Genomic DNA, 14,436 nt, shown 5'->3' with positions numbered 1-14,436 from the left:
ACTGTTGTCTTTTCCACGGTTTTGTACTTTGGTATACCAAATCACACGCGTTGAACAGGCGCAGAAATGGCCGAGTGGGTCGCAAAATGCGGGGCGGTACGCTGCCGTCCGGCAGCGCTGGCCCGGCGCCTTCAGAGCAAGCAGGAGCGATCATGACCCAGACCCTGGCAATCGGCCCTTACAACGACAATGACCGGCAGGCATTGCAGCAGGAATTCGGCGCCCTGATGCTGGGCGGCATCGCCGAGGTGGCGGGGTTGGAACCCGCCATGCGCGCAGGCATCTCTGCGGTGGCCTATATGGGGCACACGGCCTTTGGCGGGGCGGAAATGGACCTGCTGCCGGGGCTGGGGGTGATCGCCAATTTCGGCGTCGGATACGATGCCATAGATGTGGCCGCGGCAACGGCGCGGGGCATCACGGTGACCAACACGCCTGGCGTCCTGAATGACGATGTGGCGGACCTTGCGGTGACGATGCTGCTGATGCAATGCCGCCGGATGGAACAGGGGGGCGCCTGGGTCAGGGAGGGCCACTGGGAGACGGCCAATTTCCCACTGAACCGCAAGGCTTCGGGCGGGGTGGCCGGAGTTGTCGGGCTGGGCCGGATCGGCCGGGAGATTGCCGACCGGCTCGCGGCCTTCAAGATGGATATCCATTACTTCGCCCGCTCTGAAAAGGACACGCCCGGCTGGACCTATCACGCTGATCCGGTCTCGCTGGCCAAGGCGGTGGATTTCCTTGTGGTGGCCCTGGTCGGCGGGCCGGAGACCGAGAAATTCATCTCGCGCGAGGTGATCGAGGCGCTGGGCCCCAGGGGGGTTGTCGTCAATATCTCGCGCGGCTCGACCATCGACGAGACCGCGTTGCTGGATGCGCTGGAACGGGGGCGGATCGCCGGCGCGGCGCTCGACGTGTTCCTGAACGAGCCAACGATCGATCCGCGTTTCCTTGCGCTCAGCAATGTGGTGCTGCAACCGCATCAGGGTTCGGGCACGGTTGAAACCCGCGCCGCGATGGGGGCGCTTCAGCGCGGCAATATCGCCGCGCATCTGGCAGGCAAGCCGGTGCTGACACCGGTCAACAAGCCATAAGGGCAGGCGATATCCGGTGAGTGCGGTTGCCCGGGCGATGCGGGCGCGGCAAACGGGTGCCCGACCAAGGCGGAGAAGCGGCGCGCAAACATCCTGCTGCGCGCCGGTGCCGGTCAGCCCGCCGGGCGGTCATCCTCCAGATAATACCGCACATTGTCCTCGAAACTGTCATCCGCACTCAGGCCAAGCTTCAGCGACTTTTCCGGGCGAAGGTCGTAGCGCCAGCCCGACACGATGCGCTTGATTTCGGGCTGGGAGTCCCACCGGATCAGCCCTGCCGGTTGCGGTCCCGCCACCGCCGTCATGGCGTCGATCAGCTGGCGGATGCTCCATATCCGGCCGGGCATCATCATGCAGCGGTTCTGGCCCAGCGCCTCGGCATCCAGCTCGGCGCCCTTGACCAGGTTTTCCACGCATTTGCGGGGGCTGAGGTAATAGTGGAGGAAATCCTCGTCCACCGGGCAGACGGCTTCCTGCCCGTTCAGCGGCTCGCGCAGGATCGAGGACATGAAGGAGGACGCCGCGCGGTTGGCCTTGCCGGGCCGCACCGAGATCGTGGGCAGGCGGAACCCGCGCCCGTCGACATAGCCCTTGCGGGAGTAGTCGGTCAGCAGCATCTCTCCGATCGCCTTCTGCGTGCCATAAGATGTCTGCGGGTTGAGGAAGCTGTGATCGAGGATCGGATCGGGGACCTCGCCACCATAGACGGCGATGGAAGAGGTAAAGACCACCACGGGTGACGTCTTCAGCGCCCGGGCGCGTTCCAGCACGTTCAGCGTGCCCATCAGATTGATGGCATAGCCCTGGTCGAAATCCTCTTCGGCCTGGGCCGAGACGATGGCCGCCAGCAGGTAGATGACATCGACATCCGCACCGATGCAGCCGGCGACCGACGCGGGGTCGGCGATGTTGCAGGTGGCGGTTTCGACCGGCACGGCGGCATCGGGAATCGGCGCCGGATCGACGATATCGACCAGGGTAAGACGGGTGATCTCCCGTCCGCGCAGATGGCCGCGCGTGGCGAGGAGGCGGCCAAGTTTCTGGCCCACGACGCCACCGCCGCCGATGATGAGAATGTTCATTTTGGCTCCCTCTCGAATATGCCGGGTACCAGGGCGCCCCGGGATTGAACGACTTGCGCCGCCAGAGACATCGCCCTCGCTGCGGCGTCCGTGGCGGATGCGCCAGTGGCGAGACCGGCCATGAAGGCGGCACCGAAACTATCCCCGGCAGCGGTCGAGTCGACGACCCGGGCCACCGGTGTTGCGGGCAGGTTGTGCAGGCGCTTGCCATCCCACAGGGTCAGATCGCCCCCCCCGTTCTTGACCGCCACGATCCCCGCCCCGGCGGCGTGATAGCGGGCGATGGTGGCCTGCGGCTCGGCATCGCCAAAAAGGCCGTTTTCCTCGTCAAAGCTGGGCAGGACCACATCGGCGACCGAGGCGCCAAGGCTCAGCCCCGCCCGCATCGTTGCGGTGTCTTCCCACAGGCTTGGGCGCAGGTTCGTATCAAAGGCGACAGTGGCCCCGCGCGAGCGTGCTCGGGCCAGCGCATCGCACAGGGCGCGGCGGTGATCGGGACACAGGATCGCCAGGGTAATACCCGAGAAGTAAAGGATATCCGCCCCCGACAGGACGCTGTCCAGCCAATCGGGGTCGCTGGCAAGCTGGCGGGCGGCGGATTGGCCGCGCCAATAGGAAAAACTGCGCTCGCCGTTGTCGAGGCTGATCATGTAAAGGCCGACTGTACGGTCGGGCAGCCGGCGCAACGCGCAGGTGTCGATCCCCTCTTGCGCCATGAAGCCGGCCATTTCGTCAGAGACGGTATCCTGCCCGATGCAAGATGCGTAACCGACCCTCCAGGATGCTGGCAGCAGGCGTTTGGCATACCAGGCGGTGTTGAACGTATCTCCGGCAAAGCCGCGGCGATACAGCCCGTCCCCGGTCTCGTGCAGTTCGATCATGCATTCGCCGATGGCAAGGAAACTGGTCATGGCTGCTTCCGCTTGTTCATTGCGCCGCTCGAGGCCGGGCGACGCAGATAGCGCGCGCCCCGCGATTGGCGGTGATCGGCACCCGGAGAGGGTACCCGATCATGGGTTTGCGATAGATACAGGGCATGGTGGAAAAGATCTGGCGTGCTCACAGCAGCCCCCGTTTGGCAAGGTTTTTCATCAGAGCGGCGGTGCCGAATTTCCATTCCGGGCAATCGGTCGACAGGAACACGCTGTTGCGCAAGCTGCCAAGTGCGGCCTCGGAAATGGTCACCACATCGCCCTGGTGATGGGTAAACCCCTGGCCCGTCGCGTCGCGATCCTGGATCGGGGCGAACATGGTGCCCAGGAACAGGAAGAACCCGTCGGGATACTGATGGTGCCGCCCGATCGTCTGCGCCACGATGCTGGCCGGATCGCGGCTGATCTGCGCCATCGAGGACCGGCCATCGAGGATGAAGCCGTCGGAGCCTTTGACCGTCATCGACAGCTCGGCAGCCCGGACCGTGTCGAGCGTGAAGTCGGCGTCGAACAGGCGCAGGAACGGGCCGATGGCGCAAGAGGCGTTGTTATCCTTGGCCTTTCCCAGCAGCAGGGCGGAGCGGCCTTCGACGTCGCGCAGATTCACGTCATTGCCAAGCGTCGCACCCAGGATATCGCCGCGCGAATTGATGGCGAGCACGATCTCGGGTTCGGGGTTGTTCCAGCTCGAGATCGGATGCAGGCCCACGCGGGCGCCCCAACCGACGGCGGCCATGGGCTGGCACTTGGTAAAGACTTCGGCATCCGGGCCGATTCCGACCTCGAGGTATTGCGACCAGAGCCCTTCCTCTTGCAGCACCGCCTTGACCTGCATCGCCTTGGGCGAGCCGGGCACGATGCCCGACAGGCTGTCGCCGATCACCCGGCCGACGCGGACGCGGATCGCGGCCGCGCGGTCAGGGTCGCCGGCGGCCTGCTCCTCTATCACCCGCTCGACCATCGAGGCGGCGAAGGTGACGCCGCTGGCCTTGACCGCCTGCAGGTCGGGCGGCGCCAGCAGGCGCAGCGCGTCCGAACCGGCATCGGGGCTCGAGCTGCCCGCAAGCTCTGCCAGGGTGGTGACCGGCGTGCCGGGCGCGGCGCGGGCGGTGTCGAGCGGATCGGGCGTCTCCAGCAGGGCATGCAGGGTGGGCAGGGCGGTCGAGGTGATATCGACCACCCGGTCCCCGTCGAGGCGGACCAGGCAGGGTCCGATACCGGGGCGCCAGATGCGGCCGACAAGCGTGGCCTCGGGCGTGGGGTTGGAATGAGGCAGCATGGTTGTCCTCCTAATTGCGCGCCGGATTGCCCGGCGGTGCGGGGCGCTGTCGACGGGTCCTCATGCCTTGACCCTCGACGCTGACCACAGCGCCAGCGCGACCACGCCAAGCATCGACAGCGCCATCAGAATGTTGATGGCGCGCTGGGTGGAATGCGGCAGGTTGAGCCGGTGCAACGCGGCCCCCGCCCAGAGCCAGGCAAGGTGGATCGGGATCCATATTGCGTTCAGTATCAAGGCCTTGGTGAACATCTCGAACAGAAAGGCATCGGGGGCATAGTTGAACCCGGTGATCAGCGAAGTGTTGACGGCATAGGCCTTGGGATTGATCGCCTGCAACAGCACGCCGCGCATGACGCCGGGGGCGCTGCGGGCCTCGATAAAGGCGACGCGGGCACCGGCGAGGGCGATCAGGGCGGCAAGATACAGCAGATAGCCGACCGAAAGCACCAGCAGCACCAGGCGCAGGCCGGGCACCGAAAGCAGCACCGCCGCCAGGCCGGTCATCACCGCCAGCATCACCAGGTTGGTGCCGATAAACAGCCCCACGACATAGGACAGCGAGGCCCGGAACCCATAGGCCGCGCCAAAACCTGCGGTCGTCATCACGCCCGGCCCGGGCGTGATGATCAGAAACAGGACTGCGGCGGCAAAGGTCAGCATGTCCTCTCCCTGGCGCCTGGGGCAGGAGTGCTTTGGTCCGGGGCCCTCAGGCGGGCAAAGGGGCGCGGGCGGGGCAGCGGTCGTGACAAGGGATCCTTTCCGGGGCTTTCGCTTGCATCGCCCCCAAAATGGTATACCATTTTATGAAGACGGGTTTGCCCGGAATTGTCAACCATGCGGCCTTTGGGGAGAAAAGCCATGGACTTGTTCGATCTGAAGGGCCGTCGCGCGCTGGTCACCGGATCTTCGATGGGCATTGGTTATGCTCTGGCGCGCGGACTGGCGCAGGCGGGCGCGTCGGTGGTGCTGAACGCCCGAGATGGCGCCCGGCTCGCGGGCGCGGCCGAACAGTTGCGCGGACAGGGGATCGAGGTCGAGACACTGGTGTTCGACGTCACCGACGCTGATGCCGTGCGCAAGGCGGTCGACGGTTTCGAGGCCGAGATCGGGCAGATCGACATTCTGGTCAACAATGCCGGGATGCAGCACCGCACCCCGCTGGAAGAGTTCCCGGTCGAGGCGTTCGACCGGCTGATGCGCACCAATGTCAACAGCGCCTTTTACGTCGGACAGGCGGTGGCGCGGCACATGATCGGGCGCGGCGCTGGCAAGATCGTCAATATCGCCTCGGTTCAGTCGGCGCTGGCCCGGCCCGGGATCGCGCCTTACACCGCCTCCAAGGGCGCGGTGAGCAATCTGACCAAGGGCATGGCCACCGACTGGGCGCGCCACGGGCTGAACTGCAACGCCATTGCGCCGGGCTATTTCGACACGCCGCTGAATGCCGCGCTGGTGGCGGATCCCGAATTCTCGGCCTGGCTGGAAAAACGCACCCCTGCGGGCCGCTGGGGCGAGGTAGAGGAACTGGTCGGGGCCTGTATCTTTCTGTGCTCGGATGCGGCGAGTTTTGTGAACGGGCATGTTCTGTTCGTCGACGGAGGAATCACCGCCAGCCTTTAGGGGTGTGGGCGAAGCGCGCCGGAAGGGGCCTTGTGCCACCGGCCGCCGCCCCTCATCCGGGTAGAGATGCGGTGCGGGAGGGAGTGAGACATGGACAGACCGGTCATCGGTTTCATCGGCCTGGGCTTCATGGGCCACGGAATGGCCAAGAACATCCTCAAGGGCGGATACCCGTTGTGGGTCCGCGGTAACGTGAACCGCACCCCCATCGACAGCCTGGTGGCGCTGGGCGCGCAGGAAGCGGCAAGCCCCGCCGACATGGCGGCGCGCTGCGACATCATCCATATCTGTCTGGGCAACAGCAAACAGGTCGAGGCGGTGATCCGTGGACCCGAGGGCATTCTTGCCGCTGCAAGGCCGGGGCTGATCGTGATCGACACCACCACCGCCGATCCTGTGTCCACCCTGGCGCTGGCGGCAGAGATGGCGGCGCAGGGCGTTCACATGGTCGACGCGCCCCTGGGCCGCACCCCGAAAGAGGCCGAGGACGGCACGCTCGACGCCATGGTGGGCTGTGACGAGGCGCTGATGAAGACCATCACCCCGGTCATCGACTGTTGGGCCGGCACCATCACCCGCATCGGCCCGGTGGGCGCGGGGCACAAGATGAAGCTGCTGATGAACTTCCTCGGGGGCGCCTATGCCGCGCTCTATTCAGAGGCCGTGGTTCTGGGGGCAAGGGTGGGTATCTCACCCCATACCTTCCGCGAGGTGATTGGTCCCAGCCGCCTTGGCAGCGGCTTTTTCGCAACCTTCATGCAATATGTCTGCGAGCGCGACGAGAATGCGCACAAGTTTTCCATCGCCAACCTGTCCAAGGACATGCGCTATGTGAACGCGATGGCGACCGAGGCGGGGGTGGTGAACATCATGGCCAGCGCTGCGCGCCATTACTACACCCATGCCGAGGCGCAGGGTGCCGGGCAGGATTTCGTGCCGATGCTGTCAAACCATGTCGGCGCGCTGAACGGGCTGGATATGGACGAGGTCACCAGGAAATAGCGCTGGGGAGGGTGCGCCTATGCTGAGCCGGGAGCAAAAGGACTTCTACGCCGAAAACGGCTATCTGCTGATTGAGAACGCGGTCACCACCGAGCAGCTGGACAGGCTGCGCGCCATAACCGCCGGTCTGATCGACGCCTCGCGGCAGGTGAGCGCCAGCAACGATGTCTATGACCTCGACAGCGGGCACGGGCCGGACAGCCCGCGGCTGACCCGCATCAAGATACCGCACAAGCAGGACCCGTATTTCTGGGAGGTTCTGCGCACCTCGGCCATGACCGAGGTGCTGACCGACCTGCTGGGGCCCGATACCTCGATCCTGACCTCGAAGCTGAACACCAAGGCGCCCGGAGGCGGTGCGGCGGTGGAATGGCATCAGGACTGGGCCTTTTACCCGCATACCAACGACGACCTGCTGGCCTTTGGCCTGATGCTTGAGGATGTGACCGAGGATAACGGCCCGCTGATGGTGGTGCCGGGCACCCATCGCGGCCCGGTGCTGGATCACCATGTGGGCGGGGTCTTTGCCGGGGCCATCGACCCCGACGATCCGCTGTTTGATCGGGACCGGATCGTGACCCTGACAGGCAAGGCGGGCAGCATGACGGTGCATCACGTGCGCCTGTTGCACGGTTCAGCGCCCAATATCAGCGACCGGCCCCGGTTCATCCTGTTCTATGAACTGGGCCGCGCCGATGCCTGGCCGCTGCTGGGTGCGGCCTCTTACATCCATTCGCTGGGGCAGCGGCGGTTCTGGGACGACCTTGTGGACCGGGTGGTGACCGGCGCGCCCTGCATTCAGCCCCGGGTCGCGCCGGTTCCGGTACGCATGCCCCTGCCGCCTGCTCCGGACACTTCCTCGATCTTCAAGACCCAGGAAAGCGCCGGTGCCAAAAGCGCCTTTGCGACCGTCCCGAGGAAAGGCCAGCAATGAGGATCACCGCGATCCGCAGCCATGTGCTGCAAACCGACATGCCAGAAGAGCTTGGCTATTCACAGCAATACTATGCCCGCCGCACCGCCCATATCGTCGAAGTGCAAACCGACGAGGGCATCACCGGCTGGGGCGAATGCTTTGGCCCCGGCACCGTGGCGCTGGCCAACAAGACCATCGTCGAAAAGGTCATCCAGCCGATGGTTCTGGGGGATGATCCGCTGGACCGGGATGTGATCTGGCACAAGGTTTATAACCTTCTGCGCGATCACGGGCAGAAGGGGATGCCGATCCAGGCGCTGTCGGGGGTCGACATCGCCTTGTGGGATATCGCGGGCAAGGTGACCGGGCTGCCGTTGCACAAGCTGATCGGCGGCGCCCACCGGACCCGGGTACAGGCCTATGGCTATGGCATGATGCTGAAACGCGAAAGCACCGCCGCGCATCTGGCCCGGTTTGCCGACGAGGCGGCGGCAATCCGCGATATGGGCTTTGCCGCCACCAAGATGAAGGTCGGGCTGGGCGCGCGCGAGGATGTGAAACTCTGCGAGGCGGTGCGGCGCGGTGTGGGCGAGGGGTTCGACTTCATGGTCGACGCCAATCATTGCTACACCACTTCGGATGCGTTCTTTGTCGGCCGCGCGCTCGAGGAGCTGGGCGCCTATTGGTTCGAGGAGCCGGTCGCGCCCGAGGATCTGGATGGCTACCGCGCGCTGCGCGCCGGGCTCAAGGTGAACATATCGGGCGGCGAGGCAGAGTTCACCCGCTGGGGCTGGCGCAGGTTGCTCGAGGCGCAGGGCCTCGATATCGCGCAACCCGAGGTCTGCGCGCTGGGGGGGATCACCGAGTACCTGCGGGTGCTGGCATTGTGCCATGCGCATTTCGTGCCGGTGGTGAACCATGTCTGGGGCTCGGCCGTGGCGGTGGCGACGAACCTGCATCTGCTGGCTGCGATGCCACCCATGCCCGGCGGCCTGTTCCCGCGCGAACCCTGGCTGGAATTCGATACCACCCTGAACATCTTTCGCGACAGCCTGCTGACGGAACCGCTCGACATTCAGGGGCAGGTGGCCCGGAACGGCGGCTGGATCGCGGTGCCCGACGGCCCGGGCCTGGGGGTCGAACCCGACCGTGCGTTTCTGAGCGCCTATGCGTTCGCGGGGTAGGGGGGCGGTCCGCGCCGCGCTGTTTGACAAAGGGGCAGCGGTCGCGCGGGGCCAGCCCTGCGGCGGCGGTGCCTTCCCGGTAGATCACAGGATGGCCGACACCATTAGGGGTGCTGGCCGTTTCTACTCACAGCGCCCCTTCAATAGGTGGCCCGGCCCCCCGACAGGTCGAACACGGCGGCGGTGGTAAAGCTGTTCTCGCGGCTGACAAGCCAGGCGATCATGGCGGCGATTTCGCCGACCTCGACAAAGCGGGCGCGCGGGATCTTGGAGAGCATGTAGTCGATATGCTCTTGCGACAGCTGGTCGAAGATCGCGGTTCGGGCGGCGGCCGGGGTGACGCAGTTGACGGCGATGTCGAACCCGGCAAGCTCCTTGCCCAGCGATTTGGTAAACCCGATCACGCCGGCCTTGGACGCGGAATAGGCGGCGGCGTTGGGGTTGCCCTCTTTGCCGGCGACAGAGGCGATGTTGACGATGCGCCCAAAGCCGCGCGCCTTCATGCCCGCCACCACAGCCTTGTTGACAAGATAGGTGCCGGTCAGGTTGATCGCGATCACCTGGGCAAAGGCGTCGTCGTCATAATCTTCGACCAGCGCGTTCGGCCCGGCGATTCCGGCGCTGTTGACCAGGATGTCGACCTGACCGAACGCGGCCTCGGTCGCGGCCATCGCCGCGGCGATACTGGCGGGGTCGGTGATGTCACACCCGCAGGCGCGCACGGTCTCTGCCGTGCCCAGGGCCGCGGCGGTCCGTTCGGCCAGCGCGCGGTCGCGATCCCACAGCGCCACGCGGGCGCCAGAGGCAAGGCAGCGTTCCGCCACCGCGCGCCCGATGCCCTGGGCACCGCCGGTGACGACGGCAACAAGGCCGGAAAGGTCGACCGTGTTCATGCCGTCTCCTCAGTCAATCACGATGGCGCTGCCATCGGCTATCATCGCCTCGATGGCGGGAAAGTCGCAGTATCCCGAGCGCACCTTTTCCTCTGCCTCTGCCTCCAACCGTGTGATCTGCTCAAGCCGGGCAATCACCGCGTCGATTCGGGTGAAGGGCACCACCACCACCCCGTCGCGGTCGGCGACGATCATGTCGCCGCTTTCCACATGGCGCCCGGCCACCGTGGCGCCGAACCCGACGCGGCCCGGGCCCTTGGAAAAGGGCGAATTGGGGTTCAGCCCGGCGCACCATGCGGGCAGGCCAACCTCCATCAGGCCCTTGTAATCGCGCAACTCGCCATCGGTGACAAAAGCGACGCAGCCCTTGTTGCGCATCATGGCGCAAAGATTGTCGCCCGCGGCGGCGACATTGCGGCCCCCATGCGTGGCGGCGACGATCACGTCGCCGGGCTGGGCGAAATGCACCGCCGCAACGGTGGCGAGGATTTCCGCCGGGCCGTTATCGGCCACCAGCGCGGGCCCGGCGGCGTGTACCTCGCGCTCGAGCCCGCCGATGGGCCGGATCACGGTGTTCATCGCGCCTTGCCCGCCAAGCGCGTCGCAGACAAAGCCGGTGGGCACGTCCTGAAACGCCGCCACCTGCGCCGCCGTCGGACGGGGAAAGGCGCGGCGGATGGTCAGAAGGGGTGGTTCCTCGATCATGGCGTCCTCTGGTGTCTGGGATCATTTCAGGCCCTGCGCGCGCCAGCGCAGCCGGGTATAGGCAAGCCCGGCGACAGTCGCGGCACAGCGGGCCTTCTCTCGGGCGATGGTGCCGGAGGGCAGGTCTGAGACCGCGATCGCCAGCTCTTCCAGCCGGTCGCATTGCAGCAGACCCGACAGGATATCGTATTTCACCTCGATCCCGGTGATGGCGGCGACGTCCTCGGGCAGGCGGGTGGCCAGGGATTTCATCGTCGCGGCGGTGGCGGTGTCCCAGACCCGCTGCCCATCGGTAAAGCAAAGCACCGCAACGGCTGGCGCTTCCTCGGGCAGGGCGGAGCACTCGGCATGCGCGCTCTCGACACAATCGCCGCCTTGCCCGCCTGCGTCGAACGCGGCGGCGAGGCAGGCATCGGCAGCCTGAATATCGACATCGGCCAGGGCCGGGGGCGCAAAGGCAAGGCTGCCGCAAAACAAGAGGGCTAAATGGCGTATTGGATCAGCTCCGTTGATTGTTCTTGCATTTGGTATACCAAATAGGAATTCTATCGCAAGGCCGATGGCGCTTCGGCCCATTATTGCATCCTAGGAGGTCAAGATGTCCGACACCCGCGCGAACAAACGGTTCCGCAGCCAGGAATGGTTCGACAATCCCAACAACCCGGGCATGACCGCGCTTTATGTCGAGCGCTACCAGAACAGTCAGTTTTCACGCGAAGAGCTGCAAAGCGAACGCCCGATCATCGGCATTGCCCAGACCGGCAGCGATATTGCGCCCTGTAACAAGATCCATGTCTTCCTGATGGACCGGATCAAGGCCGGCATCCGCGAGGCCGGCGGCATTCCGATGGAATTCCCGGTGCACCCGATCCAGGAAACCGGCAAGCGGCCCACCGCCGCGCTGGACCGCAACCTTGCCTATCTGAGCCTTGTCGAGGTGCTGCACGGCTATCCGCTGGACGGGGTTGTGCTGACCACGGGATGTGACAAGACCACACCCGCCATGCTGATGGGGGCGGCGACCGTCGACATTCCGGCCATCGCGCTGAACGGCGGGCCGATGCTGGACGGCTGGTGGCAGGGCAAGCGCGCCGGGTCGGGCATGATCGTCTGGGAAAGCCGCCGCCTTCTGGCCGAGGGCAAGATCGATTACGAGGAGTTCATGGCCCGGGTCTGTTCCTCGGCCCCGTCGCTGGGGCATTGCAACACCATGGGCACCGCCAGCACCATGAACGCCATGGCCGAGGCGCTGGGCATGAGCCTGACCGGCAATTCCGCCATTCCCGCCCCGTTCCGCGAGCGCATGTCGATGGCATATGAAACCGGCAAGCGCATCGTCGGCATGGTCTACGAGGATCTGAAACCGTCCGACATCCTGACCCGCGAGGCCTTTGAGAATGCCATCGTGGTCAATGCCGCCATCGGCGGGTCGACCAATGCGCCGCCCCATCTTCAGGCCGTGGCCCGCCATATCGGCGTCGAGCTGAACGTGAAGGATTGGGAGACCATCGGCTTTGACGTGCCGCTGATGGTGAACATGCAGCCCGCTGGCGAGTATCTGGGCGAAAGCTTCTTCCGCGCGGGCGGCGTTCCGGCGGTGATGGGAGAGTTGCTGAAGGCGGGCCGCATTCATGTTCAGGCGATGACCGCCACGGGCCATACCATGGGCGCCAACCTGGCCGGGATCGAGAGCCAGGACAGAAATGTCGTCACCTCTTACGACGCGCCGATGCGCAAGAATGCCGGGTTCAAGGTGCTGTCAGGCAACCTGTTCGACAGCGCCCTGATGAAGACCAGCGTGATTTCACAGGACTTCCGCGAACGTTTCCTCTCGGAGCCCGGCAACGAGGGTGTGTTCGAGGCCCGCGCCGTGGTGTTCGAAGGGCCCGAGGACTATCATGAGCGGATCAACGATGCTGATCTGAACATCGACGAGCGTACCATCCTGTTCATCCGGGGGGTTGGCTGCGTCGGCTATCCCGGCTCGGCCGAAGTGGTGAACATGCAGCCCCCCGATGCGGTGATCCGGCAAGGGGTCAACCATCTGCCCACGGTCGGTGACGGGCGGCAATCGGGCACGTCCGAAAGCCCCTCGATTCTGAATGCCTCGCCCGAAAGCGTGGTGGGCGGCGGGCTGGCACATCTGCGCACGGGCGATATGGTGCGGCTTGACCTGAACAGCTCTCGGATGGATGCGCTGGTGCCCGAGGACGAATGGCAGGCCCGTATCGACGCCTGGCAGCCGCCCGAGATCGTCAGCCAGACACCGTGGCAAGAGATCTATCGCCGCCATGTGGGGCAGCTGGCCGATGGGGGGTGCCTTGAACTGGCCACCGCCTATCAGAAAGTGCGCAACGCCCTGCCGCGCGACAATCATTGACGGCGAGGGACAGGAAAGGACGAAGCATGTCGAAAACGATCATCATCACCGGCGCCGGTTCCGGCGTCGGCAGGGTCACCGCGCAAGCCTTTCTCGAAGCAGGGTGGCGCGTTGGCCTGGTGGGGCGCCGCGCCGCCGCGCTGGAAGAAACCGCGGCCGGGCATGTCAACGCAAGGGTCATGGCCTGTGACGTGACCAGCGAAGCGCAGGTCGACGCCGCCTTTGCCGCCGCCTCGGCGGAGTGGGGGCGGCTCGATGCGCTGTTCAACAATGCCGGGGTCAGCCTGAAGGGCGCGCCGATCGACGAGATCTCGGTCGATGACTGGCGCAATCTGATGGATATCAACCTGAACGGATCCTTCATCTGCGCGCGCGCGGCTTTTGGCCTGATGCGGCGCCAGGATCCCCAGGGCGGCCGGATCATCAACAATGGCTCGGTCTCGGCCTATGTGCCGCGCTGGGGCTCGGCGGCATATACGGCGTCCAAACACGCGATCACCGGGCTGACCCGCACGATCAGCCTGGACGGGCGCCCCTTTAACATCGCCTGTGGGCAGATCGATATCGGCAACGCCCTGACCGAGATGGCGCGGACCATGACCACCGGCATGCCTCAGGCTGATGGCTCCATCGCCATCGAACCGGTGATGGATGTGAGCAACGTGGCCCGTTCCGTGGTTCATATGGCTGAGCTGCCCTCTGAGGCGAATGTGCAATTCATGACGGTAATGGCGACAAATATGCCCTTTATCGGCCGCGGATGATGCCGGGCGCCGTGTGATCGCGGCGCTGCTGCAGGCCCGGGCGCTGTCATTTCATCCTGTGCAGATTGCGAAGCCAGCATGCATAGATTTTGCCTGACGCGAAGCAGGGCAGGATTTGGGCAAGGCCGACATTGCCCGGGGTAGGAGCGGCGTCAGCCGCGCGCGGCGGTGTCTGACCTCAGCGCCTGCCGGAAGGTCTAGAGGTACAATCGACAGAGGATTTCGGGACATCGAAACCTTTAGTCTCAGGACTTCGGTAAACCGCCCATCGAGGTCCGTCACCTTGGCGAGCAGGGCGGGCCAGGCCTCAGGCGGGTCTGTCAGCGCGTGATCCTCGCGCAGTAGAAGCAGTTCGGATGAAACCGCAGGCTTTGGAGATGGCCCATCTCGGTCAGGCCACGCTCTGCGAGATAGCGTTCCGCCGAGGTGCCCGACATCGGCTGGCCCATTGCCCAGAGCCGCCGCGCGACCTCGGGCGAGCCGGGAGAGGCTGGCAGTTTGGTGGCCCGGTGATTGTCCGTCTGCGGCAGGCTTAGAAACCTCCGTGCCTCCACGAGCGCGTCCTTCAAGGTGGCTAAGGAC

At 65.3% G+C, this 14,436-nt stretch carries 15 protein-coding genes; 7 read left to right on the top strand and 8 right to left on the bottom strand.

Annotated features, from left to right (window positions below; translation table 11 throughout):
* The first annotated feature begins 152 nt into the window (after positions 1-152).
* Positions 153-1,094, top strand: coding sequence for a 2-hydroxyacid dehydrogenase (locus SPO_RS12305; protein WP_011048131.1), 942 nt, complete (start codon positions 153-155; stop codon positions 1,092-1,094).
* A gap of 113 nt (positions 1,095-1,207) precedes the next feature.
* Here the strand turns inward: SPO_RS12305 and denD are convergent, their stop codons facing one another.
* From denD to SPO_RS12285, 4 genes are all read right to left on the bottom strand, one after another.
* Entirely contained in the window at positions 1,208-2,176 is a 969-nt protein-coding gene (gene denD / locus SPO_RS12300) for a D-erythronate dehydrogenase (RefSeq protein ID WP_011048130.1), read from the bottom strand.
* Entirely contained in the window at positions 2,173-3,087 is a 915-nt protein-coding gene (locus tag SPO_RS12295) for a sugar kinase (RefSeq protein ID WP_011048129.1), read from the bottom strand. The genes denD and SPO_RS12295 overlap by 4 nt, the downstream gene beginning before the upstream one ends.
* A gap of 148 nt (positions 3,088-3,235) precedes the next feature.
* Positions 3,236-4,387, bottom strand: coding sequence for a fumarylacetoacetate hydrolase family protein (locus SPO_RS12290; protein ID WP_011048128.1), 1,152 nt, complete (start codon positions 4,385-4,387; stop codon positions 3,236-3,238).
* Positions 4,388-4,447: 60 nt separating this feature from the next.
* The gene (locus SPO_RS12285) at positions 4,448-5,050 is read right to left on the bottom strand and encodes a LysE family translocator (protein WP_011048127.1); all 603 of its coding nucleotides are present in this window, start codon (positions 5,048-5,050) and stop codon (positions 4,448-4,450) included.
* A gap of 198 nt (positions 5,051-5,248) precedes the next feature.
* Between SPO_RS12285 and SPO_RS12280 the strand changes: the two genes are divergently transcribed.
* The 4 genes from SPO_RS12280 (at position 5,249) to SPO_RS12265 (ending at position 9,112) form a co-directional block, all read left to right on the top strand.
* Positions 5,249-6,010 (top strand): SDR family oxidoreductase, encoded by a 762-nt coding sequence (locus SPO_RS12280; protein WP_011048126.1) that lies wholly within the window; start codon positions 5,249-5,251, stop codon positions 6,008-6,010.
* Positions 6,011-6,100: 90 nt separating this feature from the next.
* Positions 6,101-7,012 carry an NAD(P)-dependent oxidoreductase gene (locus tag SPO_RS12275; RefSeq protein ID WP_011048125.1) on the top strand — a complete coding sequence of 304 codons (912 nt, stop codon included), beginning with the start codon at positions 6,101-6,103 and terminating at the stop codon, positions 7,010-7,012.
* Positions 7,013-7,031: 19 nt separating this feature from the next.
* On the top strand, positions 7,032-7,946 hold the full coding sequence (locus SPO_RS12270; RefSeq protein ID WP_011048124.1) for a phytanoyl-CoA dioxygenase family protein: 915 nt from the start codon (positions 7,032-7,034) through the stop codon (positions 7,944-7,946).
* A complete protein-coding gene (locus SPO_RS12265; protein ID WP_011048123.1) occupies positions 7,943-9,112 on the top strand; it encodes a mandelate racemase/muconate lactonizing enzyme family protein in 1,170 nt (389 codons plus the stop codon). Before SPO_RS12270 ends, SPO_RS12265 begins: the two co-directional genes overlap by 4 nt.
* Positions 9,113-9,252: 140 nt before the next feature.
* Here SPO_RS12265 and SPO_RS12260 read toward each other — a convergent pair whose 3' ends face one another.
* The 3 genes from SPO_RS12260 to SPO_RS12250 are packed head-to-tail and all read right to left on the bottom strand — an operon-like array spanning position 9,253 to position 11,187.
* The gene (locus tag SPO_RS12260) at positions 9,253-10,005 is read right to left on the bottom strand and encodes an SDR family oxidoreductase (RefSeq protein WP_011048122.1); all 753 of its coding nucleotides are present in this window, start codon (positions 10,003-10,005) and stop codon (positions 9,253-9,255) included.
* A gap of 9 nt (positions 10,006-10,014) precedes the next feature.
* Positions 10,015-10,710 (bottom strand): RraA family protein, encoded by a 696-nt coding sequence (locus tag SPO_RS12255; protein WP_011048121.1) that lies wholly within the window; start codon positions 10,708-10,710, stop codon positions 10,015-10,017.
* A 21-nt stretch (positions 10,711-10,731) separates the two neighbouring features.
* Entirely contained in the window at positions 10,732-11,187 is a 456-nt protein-coding gene (locus SPO_RS12250) for a hypothetical protein (RefSeq protein WP_044028401.1), read from the bottom strand.
* A 121-nt stretch (positions 11,188-11,308) separates the two neighbouring features.
* Here SPO_RS12250 and SPO_RS12245 point away from each other — a divergent pair, with 121 nt between their 5' ends.
* Both SPO_RS12245 and SPO_RS12240 read left to right on the top strand, forming a co-directional pair.
* Complete coding sequence (locus SPO_RS12245; RefSeq protein ID WP_011048119.1) at positions 11,309-13,090, top strand: IlvD/Edd family dehydratase; 1,782 nt, start codon at positions 11,309-11,311, stop codon at positions 13,088-13,090.
* 26 nt (positions 13,091-13,116) lie between these two features.
* Positions 13,117-13,854 (top strand): SDR family oxidoreductase, encoded by a 738-nt coding sequence (locus SPO_RS12240; RefSeq protein ID WP_044028399.1) that lies wholly within the window; start codon positions 13,117-13,119, stop codon positions 13,852-13,854.
* A 320-nt stretch (positions 13,855-14,174) separates the two neighbouring features.
* Here SPO_RS12240 and SPO_RS22910 read toward each other — a convergent pair whose 3' ends face one another.
* Positions 14,175-14,408, bottom strand: coding sequence for a DUF7146 domain-containing protein (locus SPO_RS22910; protein WP_144083999.1), 234 nt, complete (start codon positions 14,406-14,408; stop codon positions 14,175-14,177).
* Positions 14,409-14,436: the final 28 nt, after the last annotated feature.

The sequence above is a fragment of the Ruegeria pomeroyi DSS-3 genome, from assembly GCF_000011965.2.
Classification (GTDB): domain Bacteria; phylum Pseudomonadota; class Alphaproteobacteria; order Rhodobacterales; family Rhodobacteraceae; genus Ruegeria_B; species Ruegeria_B pomeroyi.
The sequence above is the reverse complement of the archived record's forward strand: the minus strand, read 5'-3'. Positions and strand labels throughout refer to the sequence as shown.